The organism is Pseudomonas citronellolis (assembly GCF_900112375.1).
GTDB classification, from domain to species: domain Bacteria; phylum Pseudomonadota; class Gammaproteobacteria; order Pseudomonadales; family Pseudomonadaceae; genus Pseudomonas; species Pseudomonas citronellolis.
The window spans coordinates 16322-36980 of the sequence record NZ_FOLS01000047.1; the positions used below are offsets into that span (position 1 = coordinate 16322).

General features: G+C 67.7%; 19 protein-coding genes. 17 read left to right on the top strand and 2 right to left on the bottom strand.

Annotation, left to right across the window (positions count from 1 at the left end; translation table 11 throughout):
- The first annotated feature begins 45 nt into the window (after nucleotides 1–45).
- From BM060_RS29810 to BM060_RS29870, 13 genes are all read left to right on the top strand, one after another.
- The gene (locus tag BM060_RS29810) at nucleotides 46–1986 is read left to right on the top strand and encodes an AMP-binding protein (protein ID WP_074985835.1); all 1941 of its coding nucleotides are present in this window, start codon (nucleotides 46–48) and stop codon (nucleotides 1984–1986) included.
- 19 nt (nucleotides 1987–2005) lie between these two features.
- Nucleotides 2006–2785 carry an SDR family oxidoreductase gene (locus BM060_RS29815; protein WP_074985838.1) on the top strand — a complete coding sequence of 260 codons (780 nt, stop codon included), beginning with the start codon at nucleotides 2006–2008 and terminating at the stop codon, nucleotides 2783–2785.
- A 20-nt stretch (nucleotides 2786–2805) separates the two neighbouring features.
- The gene (locus BM060_RS29820; RefSeq protein ID WP_074985841.1) at nucleotides 2806–3624 is read left to right on the top strand and encodes an enoyl-CoA hydratase/isomerase family protein; all 819 of its coding nucleotides are present in this window, start codon (nucleotides 2806–2808) and stop codon (nucleotides 3622–3624) included.
- 99 nt (nucleotides 3625–3723) lie between these two features.
- A complete protein-coding gene (locus BM060_RS29825) occupies nucleotides 3724–4506 on the top strand; it encodes an IclR family transcriptional regulator (protein WP_159458829.1) in 783 nt (260 codons plus the stop codon).
- A complete protein-coding gene (locus tag BM060_RS29830) occupies nucleotides 4496–5281 on the top strand; it encodes an IclR family transcriptional regulator (RefSeq protein WP_074985846.1) in 786 nt (261 codons plus the stop codon). The genes BM060_RS29825 and BM060_RS29830 overlap by 11 nt, the downstream gene beginning before the upstream one ends.
- Nucleotides 5282–5322: 41 nt before the next feature.
- On the top strand, nucleotides 5323–6507 hold the full coding sequence (locus tag BM060_RS29835; RefSeq protein WP_074985848.1) for a CaiB/BaiF CoA transferase family protein: 1185 nt from the start codon (nucleotides 5323–5325) through the stop codon (nucleotides 6505–6507).
- A 183-nt stretch (nucleotides 6508–6690) separates the two neighbouring features.
- Nucleotides 6691–7941, top strand: coding sequence for an OprD family porin (locus tag BM060_RS29840; RefSeq protein ID WP_074985851.1), 1251 nt, complete (start codon nucleotides 6691–6693; stop codon nucleotides 7939–7941).
- A 274-nt stretch (nucleotides 7942–8215) separates the two neighbouring features.
- Nucleotides 8216–9313: an ABC transporter substrate-binding protein gene (locus BM060_RS29845; RefSeq protein ID WP_210147058.1), complete on the top strand. Its 1098-nt coding sequence runs from the start codon at nucleotides 8216–8218 to the stop codon at nucleotides 9311–9313.
- A gap of 108 nt (nucleotides 9314–9421) precedes the next feature.
- Nucleotides 9422–11077, top strand: a complete 1656-nt coding sequence (locus tag BM060_RS29850) for a flavin-containing monooxygenase (protein ID WP_074985855.1) — start codon at nucleotides 9422–9424, stop codon at nucleotides 11075–11077.
- A 57-nt stretch (nucleotides 11078–11134) separates the two neighbouring features.
- The gene (locus BM060_RS29855) at nucleotides 11135–11701 is read left to right on the top strand and encodes a nuclear transport factor 2 family protein (protein WP_074985857.1); all 567 of its coding nucleotides are present in this window, start codon (nucleotides 11135–11137) and stop codon (nucleotides 11699–11701) included.
- 58 nt (nucleotides 11702–11759) lie between these two features.
- Complete coding sequence (locus tag BM060_RS29860) at nucleotides 11760–12512, top strand: SDR family NAD(P)-dependent oxidoreductase (protein ID WP_074985859.1); 753 nt, start codon at nucleotides 11760–11762, stop codon at nucleotides 12510–12512.
- A gap of 81 nt (nucleotides 12513–12593) precedes the next feature.
- Complete coding sequence (locus tag BM060_RS29865; RefSeq protein ID WP_083426869.1) at nucleotides 12594–13496, top strand: NAD(P)-dependent oxidoreductase; 903 nt, start codon at nucleotides 12594–12596, stop codon at nucleotides 13494–13496.
- A gap of 114 nt (nucleotides 13497–13610) precedes the next feature.
- On the top strand, nucleotides 13611–13946 hold the full coding sequence (locus BM060_RS29870) for a hypothetical protein (protein ID WP_074985884.1): 336 nt from the start codon (nucleotides 13611–13613) through the stop codon (nucleotides 13944–13946).
- Nucleotides 13947–13963: 17 nt separating this feature from the next.
- Here the strand turns inward: BM060_RS29870 and BM060_RS32760 are convergent, their stop codons facing one another.
- The gene (locus tag BM060_RS32760) at nucleotides 13964–14251 is read right to left on the bottom strand and encodes a hypothetical protein (RefSeq protein WP_135499939.1); all 288 of its coding nucleotides are present in this window, start codon (nucleotides 14249–14251) and stop codon (nucleotides 13964–13966) included.
- A gap of 113 nt (nucleotides 14252–14364) precedes the next feature.
- Between BM060_RS32760 and BM060_RS29875 the strand changes: the two genes are divergently transcribed.
- From BM060_RS29875 to BM060_RS29890, 4 genes are all read left to right on the top strand, one after another.
- Entirely contained in the window at nucleotides 14365–15900 is a 1536-nt protein-coding gene (locus BM060_RS29875; protein ID WP_083426871.1) for a flavin-containing monooxygenase, read from the top strand.
- A 53-nt stretch (nucleotides 15901–15953) separates the two neighbouring features.
- A complete protein-coding gene (locus tag BM060_RS29880) occupies nucleotides 15954–17960 on the top strand; it encodes an oxidoreductase (RefSeq protein WP_074985862.1) in 2007 nt (668 codons plus the stop codon).
- A 114-nt stretch (nucleotides 17961–18074) separates the two neighbouring features.
- Entirely contained in the window at nucleotides 18075–18983 is a 909-nt protein-coding gene (locus BM060_RS29885; protein ID WP_074985864.1) for an alpha/beta hydrolase, read from the top strand.
- A gap of 166 nt (nucleotides 18984–19149) precedes the next feature.
- The gene (locus BM060_RS29890; RefSeq protein ID WP_210147057.1) at nucleotides 19150–19815 is read left to right on the top strand and encodes an SDR family NAD(P)-dependent oxidoreductase; all 666 of its coding nucleotides are present in this window, start codon (nucleotides 19150–19152) and stop codon (nucleotides 19813–19815) included.
- 46 nt (nucleotides 19816–19861) lie between these two features.
- Here BM060_RS29890 and BM060_RS29895 read toward each other — a convergent pair whose 3' ends face one another.
- Nucleotides 19862–20578, bottom strand: coding sequence for a carboxymuconolactone decarboxylase family protein (locus tag BM060_RS29895; protein WP_135499938.1), 717 nt, complete (start codon nucleotides 20576–20578; stop codon nucleotides 19862–19864).
- Between the last annotated feature and the right edge of the window lie 81 nt (nucleotides 20579–20659).

The following is a 20659-nucleotide window of genomic DNA, read 5'->3' on the forward strand; positions in this document are numbered from 1 at the left end:
TGGCCGCCCCTCTGGCTTCTGATCTGGTTGGACATGGGAAGTAAGATGAAAAGCAACTCGCTCACTGAATGGCAACCCAGCGCCGATGACCTCGCCACCGCCAACGTGGTGGAACTCATGCGCCTGCTGGGAACGGATGACTATGACGAGTTCTACGCTCGTTCCATCCAGGACCCCGACCGCTACTGGCGCATGGTGATGCAGTATTGCGGCATCGCCTGGGAGCAGCCGTTCGACGCCTACCTCGACGACTCCCGGGGGCCGGAATTCCCCAACTGGTTCCCCGGCGGCCGGCTCAACTGGGTGCAGAGCATCCTCGGCAAGGCGGACGATGCGAGCCTGGCGGCGCAGGCCGCGGTGATCGCCGAGAGCGAGACCGGCCCGGCGCGGCGCGCCACCTACGCGGAGCTGTCGGCGATGGTCAGGGCCTTCGCCGCCGGGCTCGAGGCCAGCGGCCTGAAGCGTGGCGACCGCATCGGCCTGCTGATGTCCAACGGCCTGGAAGCGACCGTTTCGCTGCTGGCCATCGCCTATGTCGGCGCGGTCGCCGTGCCGCTGTTCAGCGGCTTCGGCGTGGACGCCATCCGCTCGCGGCTGTCCGCCTGCTCGGCCAAGGCGCTGATCGCCAGCGCGGGCTTCCATCGCCGCGGCAAGTGGGTCGACATACTCGGCCTGATAAAGACCGCCCGCGAAGAACTTCCGAGCATCGAGACGCTGATCGTCCACACGCCCGAAGGGGCGCCGGGGCAGGGCGGCGACGGCCTTTCCTGGGCCGCGGTGGCGCAGGCCGGGGTCGGCCGCGAGCGGCCGGCGGCCAGCATGGCGGCGAACGATCCGTTCATGATCGTCTACACCTCCGGCACCACCGGCAAGCCCAAGGGCACCGTGCACGTGCACGGCGGCTTCGCCCTGAAGATCGCCCACGATTCGGCGGTGCATTTCAACGTGAAGCCGGGCGACGTGTTCTGCTGGCCCGCCGACATGGGCTGGATCGCCGGCGCACTGGTGCTGTGCAGCGCGTTGATGCGCGGCGCCACCCTGGTCTGCTACGACGGCGCGCCGGACTTCCCGGACTGGTCGCGGATGGGCGGGCTGATCGAGCGCCACCGGGTGACCCACTTCGGTTCGGCGCCGACGCTGATCCGTGGCCTGGCCGCCCACGAGGCGCTTTCCTGCCAGGCCGATTTCTCTTCGCTGAAGCTGCTGATCACCGCCGGCGAGGGGATCGACCCGGAGCACTTCTGCTGGTTCCAGCAGCATTTCGGCGCCGGCCGCTGCCCGGTCATCAACTACACCGGCGGCACCGAGGTGTCCGGCGCGCTGCTGTCCAGCGTGATCATCCGGCCGATCAGCCCCGCGGGGTTCAACACCGCTTCCCCCGGCGTCGCGGTCTGCGTGGTGGACAACGACGGCCGCGACGTGAGCGGCGAACCCGGCGAGCTGGCCATCCGCCGTCCGTTCGTGGGCATGACCCAGTCCTTCTGGCAGGACGACGAGCGTTACCTGGAGTCCTACTGGCGGACCATCCCCGGCCTCTGGGTCCACGGCGACCTGGCGCTGCGCGAGAACGGCAGCTACTTCATGCTGGGCCGCTCGGACGACACCATCAAGCTGGCGGGCAAGCGCGTGGGGCCGGCGGAGATCGAAGAGGTGCTGCTGGAAATCCCGCAGATCAGCGAAGCGGCCGCGGTGGGCGTCAAGGACCCGACCAAGGGCCAGAAGCTGGTGGTGTTCCTGGTGGCCCCCGGCGTCGAGGACGGCGACGCCGACCTGCTCAAGCGCATCGCGGCGCACGTCGAGGCGCGCATGGGCAAGCCTTTCGTGCCGGCCCGCGCCCTCTTCGTGACGCAGCTGCCCAAGACCCGCAGCTCCAAGGTCATGCGCCGGGTCATCCGCAACCTCTGCAACGACCTGCCGCTGGGCGACATGTCGTCGCTGGACAACCCCGCTGCGCTGGATGTGATCCGGCAGGCGCTGCAGCGCTGAATTCCCATAGGCACACGACATGAATCTCGAACTCAAAGGCAAGACAGTGATGATCACCGGGGCCTCGCAGGGCATCGGTGAAGGCCTGGCGGTGGCGTTCGCCCGCGAGGGCAGCGACCTGAAGCTGGTCGCCCGCGATGAAAGCCGCCTGGCCGCGTTGGCCGGCTCCGTGCGGGAACGCTTCGGCGTGAACGTCGAGGTGCTGCCGCTGGACATGTCGCTGCCCGGCGCCATCGCCGAGGTGGCGCGTTTCGGCCAGGACATCGACGTGCTGGTGAACAACGCCGGCAGCATCCCGGCGGGGAACCTCTGGGACGTGGACGAGGAACGCTGGCGGCAGGGCTGGGAGCTGAAAGTGTTCGGCTACATCAACCTGACCCGCCTGGTCTACGCCGCGATGCGCGAGCGCCGCGGCGGGGTGATCCTGAACAACATCGGCAGCGGCGGCGAAATGTTCGACTTCGACTACATCGCCGGCACCACCGGCAATGCGGCGCTGATGGCCTTCACCCGGGCGCTGGGCGGGCGCAGCCTGGACGACGGGATCCGTGTCGTCGGGGTGAACCCGGGGCCGGTGGACACCCCGCGCATCCGTCGTCTGCTGGAAGCCGGGACCAGCGAAGGTGCGGACGAGGCGGAGGCCTTCAAGCGCTACCCGCTCGGCCGCCCCGCCACGGTGGACGAAGTGGCCGACCTGTTCGTCTTCCTCGCCTCGGCCCGCTCGTCCTACACCAGCGGCGCGGTGGTGACCCTCGACGGCGGCTTGGTTTCCAACCGCTCCATCAGCGGCGGACGCTGAGCACAACGGAGATTACAGCGATGTCCGAAACAGTTTCCTATGCAGCCGACTACCAGCGCCTGACCTTCGACCGTCCGGCGCCGCGGGTGCTGCGCATCACCATCAACCGTCCCGAGCGGCTCAATGCCCTGGACGCCATCGGCCACGCCGAGATCGCCAGGGTCTGGCGCGACGTGGAGGCCGACGACTCGGTCAATGCCGTGATCATCCGCGGCGACGGCAAGGCGTTTTCCGCCGGCGGCGACTTCGAGGTCGTCGAGCAGATGATCGACGACTTCGAGTACCGCTGCCGCATGTGGAAGGAGTCCAAGGACCTCGTCTACAACATCATCAACTGCAACAAGCCGATCGTCTCGGCGATCCACGGCCCCGCCGTGGGCGCGGGCCTGGTCGCCGCGCTGCTGGCCGACATCTCGATCGCCGCCAGGAGCGCCAAGCTGGTGGATGGCCACACCCGGCTGGGGGTCGCCGCGGGCGACCACGCGGCCATCATCTGGCCCCTGCTGTGCGGCATGGCCAAGGCCAAGTACCACCTGCTGCTGTGCGAGCCGCTCAGTGGCGAGCAGGCCGAGCGCCTGGGCCTGGTGTCGCTGTGCGTGGAGGACGACGAGCTGCAGGACAAGGCCCTCGACGTGGCCACGCGCCTGGCCAGCGGCGCGCAGTCGGCGATCCGCTGGACGAAGTACTCGCTGAACAACTGGCTGCGCCAGGCCGGCCCCATCTTCGACGCCTCGCTCGCCCTGGAAATGCTGGGCTTCGGCGGCGCCGAAGTGAAGGAGGGCGTGGCCTCCCATCGGCAGAAGCGCGCGCCGAAGTTCCCGGACGATACCCAGGTGTAGGAGGGGAGCATGACCCGGGCCGAAAGTACCTCAGCCGAGTTGCAGCGGAGCCAGACCCTGGAATTTCCGGAGCTTCCCGCCGCCCGCTCGGGGCTGGTCATGCCCTTGCTGCGCGCGCTGGAGGTGCTGTCCGCCTTCAGCGCCCACGACCAATGGCTGGGCAACAAGGACATCGCCGACCGGACGGGGCTTCCGGCCTCCACGGTCAACCGCTTCCTGCGCAGCCTGGTCGCCCTGGGCTACGTCGGCTACTGCAAGGAGCGCCGGCAATACCGCCTGGCCGCCCCGGTCCTTTCGCTGGGCTACTCCGCCACCTTCCACTCCGACGTGCAGCGCCTGGTGCGCCAGGACCTGATCCGCTTCGCCTGCGCGCACAACGTGACCGTGCTGCTGGCCATGCGCGATCGCCTGGACCTGGTGGCGCTGGAGAGCTGCACGGGCACCGGCAGCTTCCGCCGCTCGGGCCTGAACGTCGGCACGCGCATCGCCATCTCGTCCTCGCAGATGGGCCACACGCTCCTGGCATCGCTGCCGGCCCTGGAGCGCGCCTACCTGCTGGAGAACATCGCCAGGCGCATGCCCGCGCAGTGGGAGGGGCTGGAGCCGCACCTGACCGAGTCGATCAACCAGTTCCGGACCATGGGCTTCTGCTATTCGCTGAGCAAGCTCGACCGCGACCTGGGCGTGGTCTCGGTGCCGATGAACGTCGCCGGAAAGGGCCTGTTCGTGCTGGCCTGCATCGGCTCGCTGGCGCACATGAGCAAGGCCCGCGTCTCGCGCGAGCTGGGGCCGCAGCTGGCGGCGCTGGCGAGCCAGTTCAAGCACTCGCTGGACGCCTCCGCCGCCAGCCACTACAGGGAGGAGCCCGAGCATGGCAATTGACGAGCACGGCGATGCGCTCTTGACCGTCGAGCGCGGCCTGCAGGTCCTCCGGGCGTTCCGCGGCGAGCGCACGCCCCTGTCCAACGCCGAGATCGTGGCGCGCACCGGCCTGCCGAAATCGACGGTGTCGCGCCTGACCACGACGCTCATGTTCGCCGGCTTCCTGCGCCACGCGGTGGGCGGGCGCCAGTTCGAGCTGGGGGCCGGTTCGCTGGGGATCGGCCACGCCTACCTGGAGTCGAGCCCCCTGGTGCGCCTGGCGCAGCCCTTCATGCAGGAACTGGCCGACGAGCTGAACGTGTCGGTGGCGCTGGCCGTTCGCGACGACCTGGAAATGCTCTACGTGACCTACTGTTCGAGCCGGTCCATCGCCACGCTGCGCCTGGGCGTGGGCTCGATGCTGCCGATGGAGTCCACCGCCATAGGCCGCGCCTACCTGTGGGGGCTCGGCAAGGCGGAGCGCGCGCAGCTCTTCGGCGAGATGAAACGGCGTTTCGGCGAGCGCTACCCGCAGGTCCTGGCGGGCATCCAGGGCAGCTTCGCGGAACTGCAGAGCACCGGCACCTGCCTGGTCAAGGGCGGCTACCAGCGCGACACCTACGGCATCGGCGTACCGGTGCGGATCGGCCGCGCCGCGACCGTGATGGGGCTGAACTGCGGCGCCGCCGTGGTGGGCGCGGACTTCGACAAGGTCCGCAGTGTCATCGGCGAGCGGCTCAAGGACGCCGCCCCGGAACTGGAACGCATCCTCCGTGACCTCGAAGGGCCGTTCTAGTGAACAAGAATCCTCCGTTTGAACAAGTGAAAAGGCGAACCATGGCGAAGGTGCTAGAGAATATTCGGGTCCTGGATTTCGGGCGGTTCATCGCCGGGCCGTTCTGCGGCGCGCTGCTGGCGGACCTGGGGGCCGACGTCATCCGCATCGACCGGCTGGGCGGCAGCGAGGACCGCTTCGTCATGCCGGTCACCGAACAGGGCGATGGCGCGGTGTTCCTGCAATCCAACCGCAACAAGCGCTCCATCACCCTGGAGCTGGCCAGCGAGGAGGGGCGCAGGATCGTCCGGCGCCTGGTGGAATCGGCGGACATCGTCATCGCCAACATGCCCGGCGCGACGCTGGTCAACCTCGGGCTGGACTACGAGACGCTCAAGGCGATCAAGCCCGACATCATCCTGGTGGCGCCCTCGGCGTTCGGCGACAGCGAACTGCTGCGCGACAAGATCGGCTTCGATGGCGTCGGCCAGGCCATGAGCGGCGGCGTCTACCTGTCCGGCTTCCCCGGTCAGCCGATCAAGTCGATGGTGCCGGTGGTGGACTACGCCACGGCCATCTCCTGCGCGCTGGGCGCCGTCGCCGCCCTCTACGAGCGCAACAAGAGCGGCCAGGGGCAGAAGGTCGAGGCCTCTCTGCTGCAGACCGCGCTGAATTTCTCCAGCGGCTACCTCATCGAGGAACAGCTGCTGAAGCTGGAGCGCCAGGCCACCGCCAACCGCAGCCAGAGCTACGGCCCCTCGGACATCTTCGAGACCCGCGACGGCTGGATCATTGTGCAGGTCATCGGCCCGGCCATGTTCAAGCGCTGGACGCGGATCGTCGGCTGCCCGGAGCTGCTGGACGACCCGCGCTTCGCCGACGACGAGCTCAGGGGGCGCAACGGCGAGGAGCTTTCCGAGCGCATGGCCCAGTGGTGCGCCCAGCGCACGCGGGAGCAGGCGTTGCAGGAACTCGGCCAGGCCAAGATTCCGGCCGGGCCGGTCTATTCGCCGGCGCAGGTGAATGCCGACCAGGCGATTGCCGATAGCGGCGCCTACGTCTGGCTGGAACATCCGCACCTGGATTCGGGGGCGCCCTACATAGCCCCGCCGGTGAATCTTTCCCGAACGCCCCTGCAAATCCAGAAACATGCTCCGTTGGTTGGGGAACATACCCTGGAAGTTCTCCAGGAATATGGTTTCGACCCTGCCCAGATAAAGGAGTGGCAACTTAAAAAGGTGATCTGACGACGGCCTGCCCAGAGTATCCACTTCCAGTAATTTAGATCTATCACCATTTAAAACGCGCTGACGATAAGTTCTGGCGTCGGCTTTTCTCGACCCCAAAAACAATAAAATGAGGGTGGTGGTATGTGTAGTTCGAAACGCACGTTGTATATAACTGTCCCGCTTCTTGGCGTACTCGCCTCGATGCACGCCAGGGCGGACTTCATCGGTGACAGCAAACTCAACCTCGGGCTGAGGAACTTCTATTTCAACGGTGACTATCGCGACGGCAGCAACGCGCCGTCCAAGACCGAGGAATGGGCCCAGGGCTTCAAGCTGGACTACCAGTCGGGCTTCACCGAGGGCACCATCGGCCTGGGGGTGGACGCCCTGGGCCTGCTGGGGGTGACGCTCGACAGCGGCAAGGGACGCCATCCGGGCAGTACCCTGATCCCCTCCGACGGCGAGGGCGCCGTGGACAACTGGAGCCGCTTCGGCATGACCCTGAAGATGCGCGCCTCCAGGACCGAGGCGCGGGTCGGCACCTTGCTGCCCAAGCTGCCAGTGGTCGACGCCAACGACGCCCGCCTGCTGCCGCAGACCTTCCAGGGCGGGATGGTGACCTCCAGCGAGATCGACGGCCTGACCCTGGTCGGCGGCAAGCTCGAGAGCACCACCGGCCGCGGCTCCAGCGACCGGACCGGGCTGTCGGTGCGGGGCGGCAAGGAGGAGAGCAACGAGTTCTACTTCGCCGGCGCGGACTACCAGCTGAGGAAGAACCTGCTGGTGCAGTACTACCAGGCCTCGCTGGAGGACTACTACCGCCAGCATTTCGTCGGCGCGGTGCACACCCTGAGCCTGGGCAACGACCAGTTCCTGAAGACCGACCTGCGCTACTTCAAGACCAACTCCCAGGGCGCCAACGCCTCGGGCAAGGCCGGCTACCAGGTCAGCGGCTACACCAGCGGCGGCGACGGCGAGATCGACAACGACACCTGGAGCGCGACCTTCATCTACTCGGTCCACGGCCACTCGTTCCTGCTGGGCTACCAGAAGGTTTCCGACGACAGCCCCTTCGTGCAGCTGAACTCCGGCAGCGTGCCTGACGCCGGCGCCGGCGGTGTCAACGTCTACCTGTACACCAACCGCCTCATCACCAACTTCACCGCCGCGGGCGAAGCCACCAGCTATGCGCAATACGGCTACGACTTCGCCGGTGTCGGCATCCCCGGCCTGACCGCCTCGGCGATGTACCTGCGGGGGCGCGACATCGAGGCCGTCGGCGGGGGCGACCAGGGCGAGTGGGAGCGCGACTTCAACGTCAACTACGTCATCCAGAGTGGGCCGCTGAAGGGCCTCGGCGTCACCTGGTGGAACGCCTCCATGCGCAGCGACATCCAGCGCAACGAGGACCAGAACCGCCTGATCTTCAACTACACCATCCCGTTGTTCTGAGCCCAGGGGCAGGCCGGGTTCAGGCCTTGGCGTCATCGATGCCTGAACTTGCCCGGGCCCGGTTCAACCGAAAGATTCCAAAGAACGGAACGTCCGGCCTGGTTGCGTTGACGCTGCGGCAGGCCGAACTTCTAATGAATTCAAATAAAAACATCATGCGGTAACCGCCATGAAGAAGATCAATAAGAAAGTTGTTTCGCTTGCCTGCTCTTTATTCATAGGTATTTCATCGGTTTCCTCTCAGGCCAGTGCCGATGAAGTTATAAAACTCGGCATGTCGCTGATTCTTTCGGGCTCCGCCGGTAATTGGGGCATAGGTTCGAAATGGCTGTGCGACGAAGCGGCCAAGGAAGTCGCGGCCGCCGGTGGCGTGAAGGTTTCCGGGCACGTCTACAACTTCCAGTGCGTGGCCTACGACAACAAGTACAACGCCGCCGATGGGGCGAAGGTCGCCCAGACCTTGCTGAGCAAGGACAACGTCAAGTACGTGGTGGCCGCCCATGGCACCGCCACCGCCCGCGCCCTGCAGTCGCTTTCCGAGCGGCGCGGCGTGCTGATGTTCACCTCCGCCTGGGGCGAGAGCCTGAAGGGGCCGAAGTACCCGCTGACCTTCACGCTGAACAACGGCCCCCGCGAAATCGTCGCGCCGCTGGTCCGCTACGTCAAAAGCGCCAACCCGCAGATCAGGACGGTGGTCCTGCTCAACCCCAACGACGCCAGCGGCAAGGAAGTCGAGGCGGTCACCAGGCAAGCCTGGGAAGCCGCCGGGGTGAAGGTGATCGCCAGCGACTGGTTCGAGCGCGGCACCTCGGAGTTCCAGCCGGTCGCCGCCAAGCTGGCCGCGCTCAAGCCGGACGTCGTCGACCTCTGCGCCAGCCCCGCCGCGGACAGCGGCCGGGTGTTCAAGGAGCTGGCCGCGCTCGGCTGGAACGGCGTCAAGGTCAACCAGATCGGCACCAGCGCCGCCGGCCTGCTGGTCACCGGCCAGGGCGCGGTGGAGAACCTGTACATGGGCTTCGCCACGCCCCAGGGCGGCGCCATCGACAAGCACCGGGCCTACCTGAACGAGGGCGTCAGGGCGCTGACCGGCGAGGACGTCAACCCGATCCAGATCGCCTCCTACGACGGCGTGAAGGCGCTGGCCGCCGCCATGCAGAAGGCCCAGAGCATCGAGCCCGGCGCCGTCGCCGCGGCCCTGCCCAAGGTCACCTTCGACTCCTTCTACGGCCCTGCCGCCTTCGGTGGCGCCGCCACCTACGGAACGCCGCAGCAGATCCTGATTCCGGCCATCGTTGCCCAGCTCAAGGGCAACCAGTTGGTGGAGATCGAGCGGATCCAGCCGCAGGAGCTGTCGGCCAGGCTGGCCGACTGACGAGGAACGGGCGCTTCGCTCCCGCCGGCGCCCCGTGCCCGGCGGGGGCGGATGCCCAGCGCCAGCGCTGGCTGGCTATCGATTCACCGAGATGGGAAGAGCACTGCCATGACTGAGAAAACGGTTCGCATCGTCGATGCGGTGGTAATCGGGGCCGGCATGTCCGGCCTCTACATGACCAAGAAGCTGGTCGACATGGGCCTGGACGTCCAGGGCTTCGAGGCCGGCGACAACGTCGGCGGGACCTGGTACTGGAACCGCTACCCCGGCGCCAGGGTCGACCTGGAGAGCTTCGACTACTCCTTCTCGTTCTCCGAGGAGTTGCAGCAGGAGTGGAACTGGAGCGAGCGCTACGCGGCCCAGCCGGAGATTCTCAGCTACCTGAACCATGTCGCCGACCGCTTCGAACTGCGCCGCCACTTCCAGTTCCAGACCCGCGTGACGGCCGCGACCTACGAGGAAAAGCAGGCGCTCTGGGCCGTGCACACCGACCGCGGCGAAACCCTCAAGGCGCGCTACCTCATCAGCGGCGTCGGCGTGCTGTCCGAGCCGAAGGCCCCCGAGCTGGAAGGGCTGTCCAGCTTCAAGGGCGCCACCTACCACACCGGGCGCTGGCCCCACGAGGGCGTGGACTTCACCGGCAAGCGCGTGGCCGTGTTCGGCACCGGTTCCTCGGGCATCCAGGTCATTCCCATCGTGGCCCGCCAGGCCGCGCACCTGAGCGTGTTCCAGCGCACCCCGGTGTACTGCGTGCCCACCGACAACTACAAGCTGACCGACGAACTCCGCGACCGGGTCAAGCAGAGCTACGCCGCGCGCCGCCAGAAGTCCCGCTACACCCGCTACGGCATCCCGGTGGACTTCCCCAGCACCAAGGCCTTCGACGTCAGCGCCGAGGAGCGCGAGAAGAAGTACGAGCAGGCCTGGGGCGAGATGGGCCACCTGCTGGCCTTCCGCATGACCTACGCCGACATCCTCGCCGACGAGGCGGCCAACAAGACGGTGGCGGACTTCTTCGCGCGCAAGATCCGCGGGATCGTCAAGGACCCGGCCATCGCCGAGAAGCTGATCCCCACCAGCTACCCCTTCGGCACCAAGCGCCCGTGCCTGGGCATCGCCTACTACGAGACCTTCAACCGCGACAACGTCTCCCTGGTGGACCTGCGGGAGACACCGGTGGAGCGCGTGACCGAGACCGGCATCCTCACCCGCGACGGCGTGCACCACGAATTCGACGCCATGGTCTTCGCCACCGGCTACGACGCCCTCACCGGCGCGATCCTGCGCGTGGACCTGACCGGCCGCAACGGCCGCAAGCTGCAGGACAAGTGGCGGGACGGCCCGCGGGCGCTGCTGGGCATCAGCACCAGCGAGTTCCCCAACTTCTTCATGATCACCGGCCCCCTGAGCCCCGGCCCGCTGAACAACATGGCGGTGTCCATCGAGCAGCACGTGGAATGGGTGACCGACTGCATCGCCTACATGCGCCGCAACGGCCTGGCCTCCATCGAGGCCGACCAGGCCGCGGAAGAGCACTGGTTCGAGCACGTGCAGGAGGTGGTGAGCAACACCCTCTACCTCAAGGCCAACTCCTGGTACCTGGGCGCCAACGTGCCCGGCAAGCCCCGGGTGTTCATCCCCTACCTGGGGGGCGCCGGCGGCTATCGGGAGAAGTGCGACGAGGTGGCGAACGACGGCTATCGCGGCTTCATCTTCCAGCGCCTCGAAACCCCCGCGGCCAAGGCCGGAACCGAGCTGGCGTGATGCGCCCTGCCGGCCGCGGCCAAGGCGGCCGGCATCCGTGACTACAAGGGAACAGCAATGACTGATGCGATCCAGCAACTGATCGACAAATCCATCATCCATGACGTGGTGATGCGCTACGCGCGCTCGGTCGACCGCCGCGACTGGGAGAGCGCCCGCGCGGCCTTCTTCGAGGACGCCACCGATCACCACGGCGACTTCTTCGGCAGTCGCGAGCAGTTCATCGACTGGGTGAGCGGCAACCATTCCGGCGTGCCCAAGTCCACGCACCTGCTGGGCAACTGCCTGATCGAGTTCGGCGACCAGAACCTGGCGGTGGTGGAGACCTATTTCTTCGCGGTGCTGGAGCTCAGCGCCAGCTCCGAAGGACACCGCAAGATGTTCTTCGGCGACGACGCCGACGCCTCGGCCAGCGTCCGCATGGACGTGCTGGGCCGCTACGTCGACCGTTTCGAGAAGCGCGACGGCCAGTGGCGCATCGCCAAGCGGGTGACCGTGTTCGACTCCACCCATGCCCGGCCCAACGTCGGCACGGTGGACGACCATCCCAGGTGGGCGCTGGGCAAGCGCGACGCCGGCGATCCGCTGTTCGCGATCCGCCGCGCCGCCGGCCTGGGCGATTGACCATGGGTTCGTTCGCCCCGTGGTGGCGGGGCGGGCATCAGCTTGAAGGAGAAAGACAATGGGTAGGTTGGCTGGCAAGGTGGCCTTCGTCACCGGCGCGGCGGGTGGCATCGGCTCGGAGATCTGCAGGCGTTTCGTGCAGGAGGGCGCCTGCGTACTGGCGGCGGACATCTCGCGGGACGCGCTGGAGGGCGTCATCGCCTCCTGCGTCGATCGCGGGCGCATCGTGGCCGGCGTGGTGGATGTCACTCGCAGCGAAAGCGTGGTCGCCGGCATCGAGCTGGCGGTGAAGTCCTTCGGCAAGCTGGACATCCTGTGCAATGTCGCCGGCGGCTCCACGCCCCACGACAGCCGCGTCACCGGGGCCCCCGAGGAAGAGTTCTGGCGGGCGATCAGCCTGGACCTGTTCGGCACCTTCGTCTGCTGCAAGTACGGCATTCCCAGGCTGATCGAAGCCGGCGGCGGCTCGGTCATCAACTTCTCGTCGATGGTCGCGCTGATGTCGCTGCCCGAGCGCGATTGCTATACGGCGGCCAAGGGCGGCGTGTCGGCGATCACCCGTTCGATGGCGCACGAATACGCCGCCGACAAGGTGCGGGTGAACGCCATCGCCCCGGGCCTGACCCTCTCGGAGCGCACCCGCGGGCTGATCGACCAGCGCGAGGAACTGAAGAAACTCGCCGACCAGTGCCTGCTGGGCGTCTGCGAGCCCATCGACATGGCGGAGATGGCGGTGTTCCTCGGCGCCGACGAGTCCCGGCGCGTCACCGGGCAGATACTGCCGGTCGACAGCGGCGTGACGATCTACTGAATCAGCGGGGCAGGGCAGCGGCCCGCGCCCCTTTTCCACGCATCGCTCGCCCTCGGCGAGCCTGCAGGAGCGAGAAAACTTATGTCGAAACGAATCGATCTGGGCTGGATAGGCCTTGGCCAGATGGGCGCGCCCATGGCCGAGCGCCTGCTGGGTGAGGACGTCACCCTGCATGTCTTCGACCGCAACGCGCAGGTCCTGGACGCGTTCTCGCGCAAGGGCGCGGTCGTCCATGGCTCCCCGCGCGAGGTGGCCGACGCCGCGGAAATCGTCTTCGCCTGCCTGCCCAGTCCGGCCATCAGCAAGAGCGTCGCGCTGGACGAGGGCGGGGTGATCTTCGGCGAGCGGGTGCGGCTGTACGTCGAAACCTCGACCATCGGCCGCGACTGCATCCAGGCCATCGCCGCGGGCCTCGCGGCGAAGAACGTCGCCCTGGTGGACGGGCCCATCAGCGGCGGCGCCCCCGCGGCCCGCGAGGGCCGGCTGACGATGATGGTGTCCGGCCCGCCGCCCGCGGTGGACGAAGTACTGCCCTGGCTGGGGCGGATCGGCCGGCAGGTGACCAACCTGGGCGGCCAGGCCGGCCAGGCGCAGATCATGAAGCTGGTGAACAACCTGGTGATGGCGGCGAACATGGTCGTCGCCGCCGAGGGCCTGGCCCTGGGCAGCAAGGCCGGCCTGGATGCGGCGACCATGCTCGAGGTGCTGGCCGCCAGCACCGGCAGCAGCCGCGCGCTGACCGAGATACTGGCGCAGGCGCTGAAGCCCGGCTCCTACAGCTTCGGCGCCCATCTCTCCATCGTCGCCAAGGACGTCGCGCTCGGCGTGCACGAGGCGTCGGCCCTGGAGGTACCGGTTCCGGGGTTGGAGGCGGTCCGCGCGATCTGGGCGGCCGCCGTCGCCGACGGGCACAGCGACGAAGACTTCACCAGCATCATCCGCTTCGTGGAGAAACAGGCGGGCACCGAAGTGCGCAGCGCCTGAGGGCCGGTGGAAGGCGTTGTTCGCCTTCTTTCGACGGGGCTTTTTCCGGCGGAGTTTTTTCGAAGTGACTTTTCAAACGGGACTTCGCACAGCGAACTACCAAGGAGCGCAATGATGAAAATGATGGCCGGTGTCATTTCCCTGATGACGCTATATGGATGTTCTACACCATCGGGTGAAAGCAGGTCGGGAAGTTTCTCCGAATATACCCGGAAGTCCCCGCAGGAATATGTCACCTGCCTGGAGCCCAAGTGGCAGGCGGTGAATATATCCACATCCAAGACCAGGACGCGGAGCGGGTTTTCCCTGGAGGCTTCCGCGCCGCAGAGCGGCCCGGTGGCATTGGCGATCATCGACGCCCAGGAAAGCGGTTCCAGGGTGGAGGTCTTCCTGCCGACGGCGCAGGGCCGGGCCGAAACCTGGGGCGACCGCGCCAGGAGCTGCCTGTAGGCGCCGCACGGCGCGGCTTAAGGCCCCGAAGCGATTGGAGTCTTGCTCGCTTTGAGCATCGAAGCAGTGTCCCGACTTTGGCGGGCGCTGCTTTTTTCTTGGGCGGCGGATTCCACTGTACGGAACCCTTGCCAGGGTTGCGTTGACGCTGCCGGGCGGCGGTTTTCTAATCGAATCACATAAGAAATACAAAACGGGTGATCTCGATGAATATTTATCTGCAACGCATTTATCGCCTCATTACTTGCCTGTTCATTCCCGCCGATGATGTTTTGAGGAAGCGTGCGCAGGCTGAGTCCGCGCACTTTGGCGTCGCCTTCCTCGTCCTCTAGCGCTCCTGTCGTCAATTCAATATCCGTGCGATCCGTTCGCAGGGCGGCGGAGTCGTTTCGCCGAATATTCAGTAGGGTTGTGAAACATGGTCAATTACACAAGTGAGTCGGCAGATATCGGCGAGCAAGCAGATATCGGCGAGCAATATGTCGATCATGAAGTCGCCATCATCGGCACGGGGTTCGCGGGTATCGCCATGGCGCATTACCTGGACGAGCTGGGCCTGACGGATTTCGTCCTGTTCGAGAAGGCCGACAAGGTCGGCGGCACCTGGCGCGAGAACCACTATCCCGGCGCCCGTTGCGACGTGCCCGCGGCCCTGTACTCGCTGTCGTTCGCCCCGGAGTGGAGCTGGACCTCGAACTATCCGCCGCAGCGGGAAATCCTCGCCTACATGATGCGAACCGCCGAACGCCAGGGCGTGACGCTGCGCACGCGCTTCAACACCGAAGTGCTCAAGGCCGAGTTCGACCCGGCGCGGGGCATCTGGACGCTGCACGGCGCCGACGGGGTGCTGGCTACCTGCCGCACCCTGGTTTCGGCGGTGGGCCAGCTGAATCACCCGGCCATGCCCAGGGTCGAGGGGCTGGACAGCTTCCAGGGCGCGGCTTTCCATTCCGCGCAGTGGCGCCACGACGTCGAGCTCAAGGGGCGCACCGTGGCGGTGGTCGGCACCGGGGCGAGCGCGATCCAGATCGTCCCGGCCATCGCCCCCGAGGTGGAGAAGCTGATTCTGCTGCAGCGTTCGCCGGCCTGGGTGTTCCCCAAGCCCGAGCGCGAAATCCCCCTGCAGGAGCGCCTGCACTACCGCCTCCACCCCGAGCTGCTGCGGCAGGAGCGCGAAGCCCTCTACGAGCAGTTCGAGGCCGGCTTCGACAAGTACATGGCGGACACGCCGATGAACGTTCAGGCGCGCGAGGAAGGGCGCCAGCTGATCGAGTCGCAGATCGCCGACCCCGAGCTGCGGTGCAAGGTCACGCCGGACTACCTGCCCGGCTGCAAGCGCATCCTGGCGTCGAACGACTGGTACAGCACCCTGGCGCGGGACAACGTCGAAGTGGTCACCGCCGGGCTCGAGGCCTTCCAGGGCGATGAGATCGTCGACACCGACGGCAACCGCCACAAGGCCGAGGTGGTGGTGTTCGCCACCGGCTTCCGCTCCACGGACTTCCTCTTCCCCATGGTGGTCAAGGGCCTGGACGGCGCCGACCTGCACGCCACCTGGCAAGGCGAGCCGCAGGCCTACCTCGGCATGAGCGTGCCGGAGTTCCCCAACCTGTTCCTGATGTACGGGCCCAATACCAATACGCACAACTCGATCATCGGCATGCTCGAGGCCCAGGCGAAGTACATCGCGCGCAAGGCCAAGGGCCTGCAGGCCGCCCCGGGCCGCTTCATCAGCGTGAAGCCGCAGGCCCAGGAACGCTTCTACGCCGACATGACGCCGAAATTCGACCGTTTCTCCTGGAGCGGCGGCTGCCACAACTGGTATCGCACCGCCAGCGGCAAGGTGGTCAACAACTGGCCCGAGCGCACGCGCGCCTACTTCGACCTGCTGGCCCGCGAGGACGACGCCAACTACGACGCCTTCGTCGCGCCGCAGGCCCCGGCCGGCCGCTGACGGGCCCGGGCCGCGAGAACGCAAGGCGAAACCGCAATACCGTGGAGTACCTGATGACCTCGAAGTACCGTTTGGCCCTTTCCCCCCTGCAGGTCGGGCCGGTCACACTGCCCAATCGCCTCGTGCGGACGGCGCACGCCACGCTGTTCTCGCGCGGCCAGGTGAACGACGACCACATCCACTACCACCTGGAGCGGGCGCGGGGCGGGATCGGCCTGACCATCCTGGAAGGCGTATCGGTGCACCGTTCCTCGACCTTTTCCCTGGGCCTGGAGGACGACGCCGGCATCGCCCCGCTGAGCCGCCTGGTGGAGGCCATCCGCCCGACGGGCATGAAGCTGTTCCAGCAGCTCTGGCACGGCGGCAACGTCGAGCCGGCCCCCAACGGCGGGCCGCCCTGGTCGGTGACGGCGCTGCCCGGGCGCTACTCGCGGATGCCGCCGGTGGCCATGTCGCCGCGGCAGATCGCCGAGCTGGTCCACGCCTACGCCGCGGCCGCCGTGCGCCTGGCCAAGGCGGGGATAGACGGCGCGGAGGTGCTGGCCGGCAACGGCTACCTCATCTCGCAATTCCTCTCGCCGTCGCTGAATACCCGCGGCGACGCCTACGGCGGCAGTTTCGAGAATCGCCTGCGCTTCCTGGAGGAACTGCTCGGCGAGGTGCGCGCCCAGGTGCCGGCCAGCTTCGCGCTCGGCGTGCGCATGGGCGCCAGCTCCGATCCGGCGATCCTCTCGGCGCAGGACGTGAACGCCGCGATCCTCCGGCTCCAGGCGAAGGGGCTGATCGACTTCGTGAACATCTCCCAGGGCGACTACTACTTCCACGTCGAACGCTATGCCGCGATGGACCAGCCCGCGGGCTACCAACTGCCGGCGATGCGCGAGGTGGGCAAGGACGTCAGCGTGCCGCGCATCGTCGTCGGCCGCTTCGGCACCCTCGACGACGTGGAGCAGACGCTGCGGGCGGGCGATGCCGAGATGGTGAACCTCGTGCGCGCCACCATCGCCGACCCCCATCTGGTGCGCAAGGAAGTCGAGGGGCGCTCGCTGGAGGTGCGCCCCTGCATCGCCTGCAACCAGGGCTGCATCGGCGGCCTGTTCTCCGGCCGCATGAGCTGCACGGCGAACCCGACGGTGGGCCACGAAGGCCGCCTCGGCGAACACCTGATCGTCCGCTCCGGCCAGCCGCGCAAGGTCGTCGTGGTGGGCGGCGGCCCGGCGGGGATGGAGGCTGCCCGCGTCTCGGCGCTGGCGGGCCACGAGGTCACCCTGGTCGAGGCGTCGTCCGACCTCGGCGGGCAGATCAACCTCGCCAAGCACCTGCCGAAGAACCATGGCATCGGCGACCTGACCAACTGGCTCGAACGCGAGGTCTTCCGCCTCGGCGTGCAGGTGAAGCTGTCCACCTACGTGGATGCCGCCGAGGTGCTGGCGATGCAGCCGGACGTGGTGATCCTCGCCACCGGCTCCATGTCGGCCGCCGCCGACGCCTTCGTGCAGACCGCCGCGCCCCAACTGCAGCTGGACATCGAGCCCGGCGCGCGGGTGGTCTCCTCCGAGGACCTGGTGCTCGGCGCCGCCGGCGAGCTGGGCGGCAGCGCCGTGGTGGTGGACGACATCGGCCACTACGAGGCCATCGGCTGCTGCGAGATGCTGCTGGAGCGCGGGCTGGACGTCACCTACGTGACGCGCCACGCCTCCTTCGCGCCGGAAATCGACAAGACCGGCAGGACCCAGGCCGCGCTGCGGCGCTTCTATGCCCTGGGCAACTTCCGCCTCCTCACCAGCTCGGTGGTGGTGGCGATCCAGCGGGACGCGGTGCAGGTGCGCCCCATCGACGGCTTCAGGCCGGAGAGCGTGAAGGCCGACACCACCGTGGTGGTGGCCTATCGCGAGGCGCTGCGGGAGCTGTGGGACGAACTGGTGGACGCCGGGCCGCAGCTGTACGTGGTGGGGGATGCCCTTTCCCCCCGCGACCTGGTCTGCGCCATGCGCGAAGGCCATTTCGCCGCGCGCTCGATCGACGAGCCGCGGATCGAAAGCCTGTGGAACAACATGTGAACCCGTGAGCCACCCGGCTCGGAACGCTTCGCGAAGGCCACCGGCCGGCCCGCCCAGGGCGGCCCCGGCGGCTTCGCGGCCAACTGCCCAGCGCTACAGGGAGAAAGCCCAGCCATGCCACTCGATCCGGAAATCGCCGTAGTCCTGAAGTCCCTGGAGGGCATGCCGCCCATGGAACGCATGAGCCTGGCGGAGCTGCGTGCGAGCGTCGCGCCCGTTCCACCGGAGCGTCGCGCGCCGGTCGCCGCGGTCCGCGACCTGGTGGCGGGCCTGGGCATTCCCCTGCGGCAATACACGCCCCTGGAGCTGGCGTCGGACAGGCTCATCGTCTACTTCCATGGCGGCGGCTTCGTCATCGGCGACCTGGAAACCCACGACCACCTGTGCCGCGACCTGGCCAACGCCAGCGGTTGCAGCGTGGTGGCGGTGGACTACCGGCGGGCGCCGGAATGCCGCTTCCCGATACCGCTGGACGACTGCATCGCCGCCGTCCGCTGGATCGCCGCCAACGACCGGGAACTGGGGGTGAGCACCGAGCGCCTGATCCTGGCCGGCGACAGCGCGGGCGCCAACCTGGCGACGGTGACCGCCCTGCGCTTGCGCGAGGAGGGCGGCCCGCGCCTGGTCGGGCAACTGCTGGCCTACCCGGTCACCGACTACCACACGCCGGCCACCCCGTCCTACCTGGAGAACGCCGAGGGCTACTCGCTGACGCGCAACGCGATGATCCGTTTCTGGCAGGACTATGTCGCCACCCCGGAGCAGGGCTGCCAGCCCTACGCCGCGCCCCTGCGCGCGCCGTCGCTGGCGGGCCTGCCGGCGGCGCTGGTGATGACCGCGCAATTCGACCCCCTGCGCGACGAAGGCGACGCCTATGCCAGGCGCCTGGCCGAGAGCGGCGTGGCGGTGACGCACCTGCGCTACGACGGCCTGATCCACGGCTTCCTGCGCATGGCCATGGTCAGCCGGCGCGCGCGCGAGGCGTTCGCCGACATCCGCCGCTGGGTGGACAGCCTGCCCTGAGCCGGGCGGATGCCTGGGCCGGCGCCAATGCAGCGGTTTCCCTCCCAACCCTTGTTTCACCCAACCAAGGAGTCAAGGTATGAGTCGTCCTGTCGTGCTGGTAACCGGTGGCGCCGGAGTGATCGGCCGTGCGATCACCCAGGCGATGATCGCCGATGGCTGGTGAGTGGTCTGCCTGGATCGCGCTGGCGCCATCGACCAACTGGAACATGAGGAGTTCGTCACCCCCGTGGCCTGTGACATCACCGACCACCAGCAGCTGGCCTCGATCGTCGCCCAGTGCGGCGAACTCGCCGCGCTGGTCAACTGCGCGGGCATCGTGGAGTTCGGGCCGCTGATGGACACCGACCTCGAATCCTGGCGGCGCACCTTCGAGGTCAACGTCACCGCGCCCTTCGCGCTCATTCGCCTGGCGGCCCCGGTCCTGGCGCGCAGTGGCCGCGGCGCCATCGTCAACATCACCTCCATCACCGCCAGGCGGGCGAGCGTGGGGCGCGCTGCCTACGGGCCGTCCAAGGCCGCCCTGGAAGGGCTGACGCGCCAGGCGGCGGTCGAACTCGCGCCCCTTGGCATTCGCTGCAACGCCGTGGCGCCCGGGCCGGTGGAAAGCCCGCTGTCCATCGCCAACCTGTCGGCGAAGGACTATGCGGACTACGTCGCGAGCATTCCCAGCGGGCGCTTCTCCAGCGCGGCCGAAGTGGCGGATGCAGTGGCCTACCTGTGCTCCGGGCGCGCCGGCTCGGTCACCGGCCAATGCCTGGCCGTGGACGGCGGCTGGCTCGCCGCGGGGGCGGGCATGTGGCGCCTGCGGGAAAACGCGGGGCAGCGCTGACGGGAAGGGCGCATGCCGGGCAGTTGCCCGGCATGCGCCGCGGGGGCTAGTCCTGGGCGGACGGCGCGACCTGCTCCAGCACGCGCAGCCCGGTGGTCCAGCTCTGCACGCCCAGGCAACTGACGATCTGCATCACCTCCACCAGCTCGTCCACCGTCGCCCCATGGCGCAGGGCGTTGGCCATGTGGATCCGCGCCCCCTCCCCATGCAGGTGGGTGGTGGAAACGTCGATGGCGACGTAGATGAATTCGCGGACCTTGGGTTCGAGGGTGCCGGTCAGCCAGGGGACCGAGGAAAAGTCGGCATAGGCGTCGAAGAACTCGGGGTGGGCCTGCAGCATGTCCTCCAGCAGCTCGCTCCAGTACTGCCGGCCGGCGGTGAACTTGTCCCGGACCTGTTCCGCCCTGGCGCGGTGTTCGGCCGACGCCTCGCGGGCCTGGCCGCCGCCGAGTTCGCGCATCAGGATCGGAGCGCCCAGCATGAAGCCGTGCATGCCCAGCACCGAGGCCATCTGCAGGACTTCCCGGACCTGCTCGCGGGTGGCGCCCTGGTCGAGCGCGCATTTTATCTGCACCCCCAGTTCCCGTTCGTTCAGGTGCGTCACCGCGGCGTTGGCCGCGATCAGCACCAGGTGCCGCACGCGCGCCTCCAGCAGCGGCGGGCGCGGGGAGGGGAAGCAGAGCCGGAGGCAGGCCTCGAAGAACCCCGGATCGGTATCCAGGGCGCGCTGCAGGTCGTCGTTCCAGTAGCCTTGCAATTTCACGAAGGCGTCTTTGAGTTCGATATTCCGTGGGTTCAATGCGGTCGTCCTCGCTTGGGTTCGAGGCGCCCGCCGCGGCGGCAG

Excerpts from the sequence above, each read along its gene's own strand:
- BM060_RS29865 (WP_083426869.1), top strand. The coding sequence starts at position 12,594 with ATGTCGAAACGAATCGATCTGGGCTGGATAGGCCTTGGCCAGATGGGC.
- BM060_RS29870 (WP_074985884.1), top strand. The coding sequence starts at position 13,611 with ATGAAAATGATGGCCGGTGTCATTTCCCTGATGACGCTATATGGATGT.
- BM060_RS29830 (WP_074985846.1), top strand. The coding sequence starts at position 4,496 with ATGGCAATTGACGAGCACGGCGATGCGCTCTTGACCGTCGAGCGCGGC.
- BM060_RS29820 (WP_074985841.1), top strand. The coding sequence starts at position 2,806 with ATGTCCGAAACAGTTTCCTATGCAGCCGACTACCAGCGCCTGACCTTC.
- BM060_RS29810 (WP_074985835.1), top strand. The coding sequence starts at position 46 with ATGAAAAGCAACTCGCTCACTGAATGGCAACCCAGCGCCGATGACCTC.
- BM060_RS29825 (WP_159458829.1), top strand. The coding sequence starts at position 3,724 with ATGCCCTTGCTGCGCGCGCTGGAGGTGCTGTCCGCCTTCAGCGCCCAC.
- BM060_RS29885 (WP_074985864.1), top strand. The coding sequence starts at position 18,075 with ATGCCACTCGATCCGGAAATCGCCGTAGTCCTGAAGTCCCTGGAGGGC.
- BM060_RS29880 (WP_074985862.1), top strand. The coding sequence starts at position 15,954 with ATGACCTCGAAGTACCGTTTGGCCCTTTCCCCCCTGCAGGTCGGGCCG.
- BM060_RS29845 (WP_210147058.1), top strand. The coding sequence starts at position 8,216 with ATGTCGCTGATTCTTTCGGGCTCCGCCGGTAATTGGGGCATAGGTTCG.
- BM060_RS29850 (WP_074985855.1), top strand. The coding sequence starts at position 9,422 with ATGACTGAGAAAACGGTTCGCATCGTCGATGCGGTGGTAATCGGGGCC.
- BM060_RS29835 (WP_074985848.1), top strand. The coding sequence starts at position 5,323 with ATGGCGAAGGTGCTAGAGAATATTCGGGTCCTGGATTTCGGGCGGTTC.
- BM060_RS29840 (WP_074985851.1), top strand. The coding sequence starts at position 6,691 with ATGCACGCCAGGGCGGACTTCATCGGTGACAGCAAACTCAACCTCGGG.
- BM060_RS29815 (WP_074985838.1), top strand. The coding sequence starts at position 2,006 with ATGAATCTCGAACTCAAAGGCAAGACAGTGATGATCACCGGGGCCTCG.
- BM060_RS29855 (WP_074985857.1), top strand. The coding sequence starts at position 11,135 with ATGACTGATGCGATCCAGCAACTGATCGACAAATCCATCATCCATGAC.
- BM060_RS29875 (WP_083426871.1), top strand. The coding sequence starts at position 14,365 with ATGGTCAATTACACAAGTGAGTCGGCAGATATCGGCGAGCAAGCAGAT.
- BM060_RS29860 (WP_074985859.1), top strand. The coding sequence starts at position 11,760 with ATGGGTAGGTTGGCTGGCAAGGTGGCCTTCGTCACCGGCGCGGCGGGT.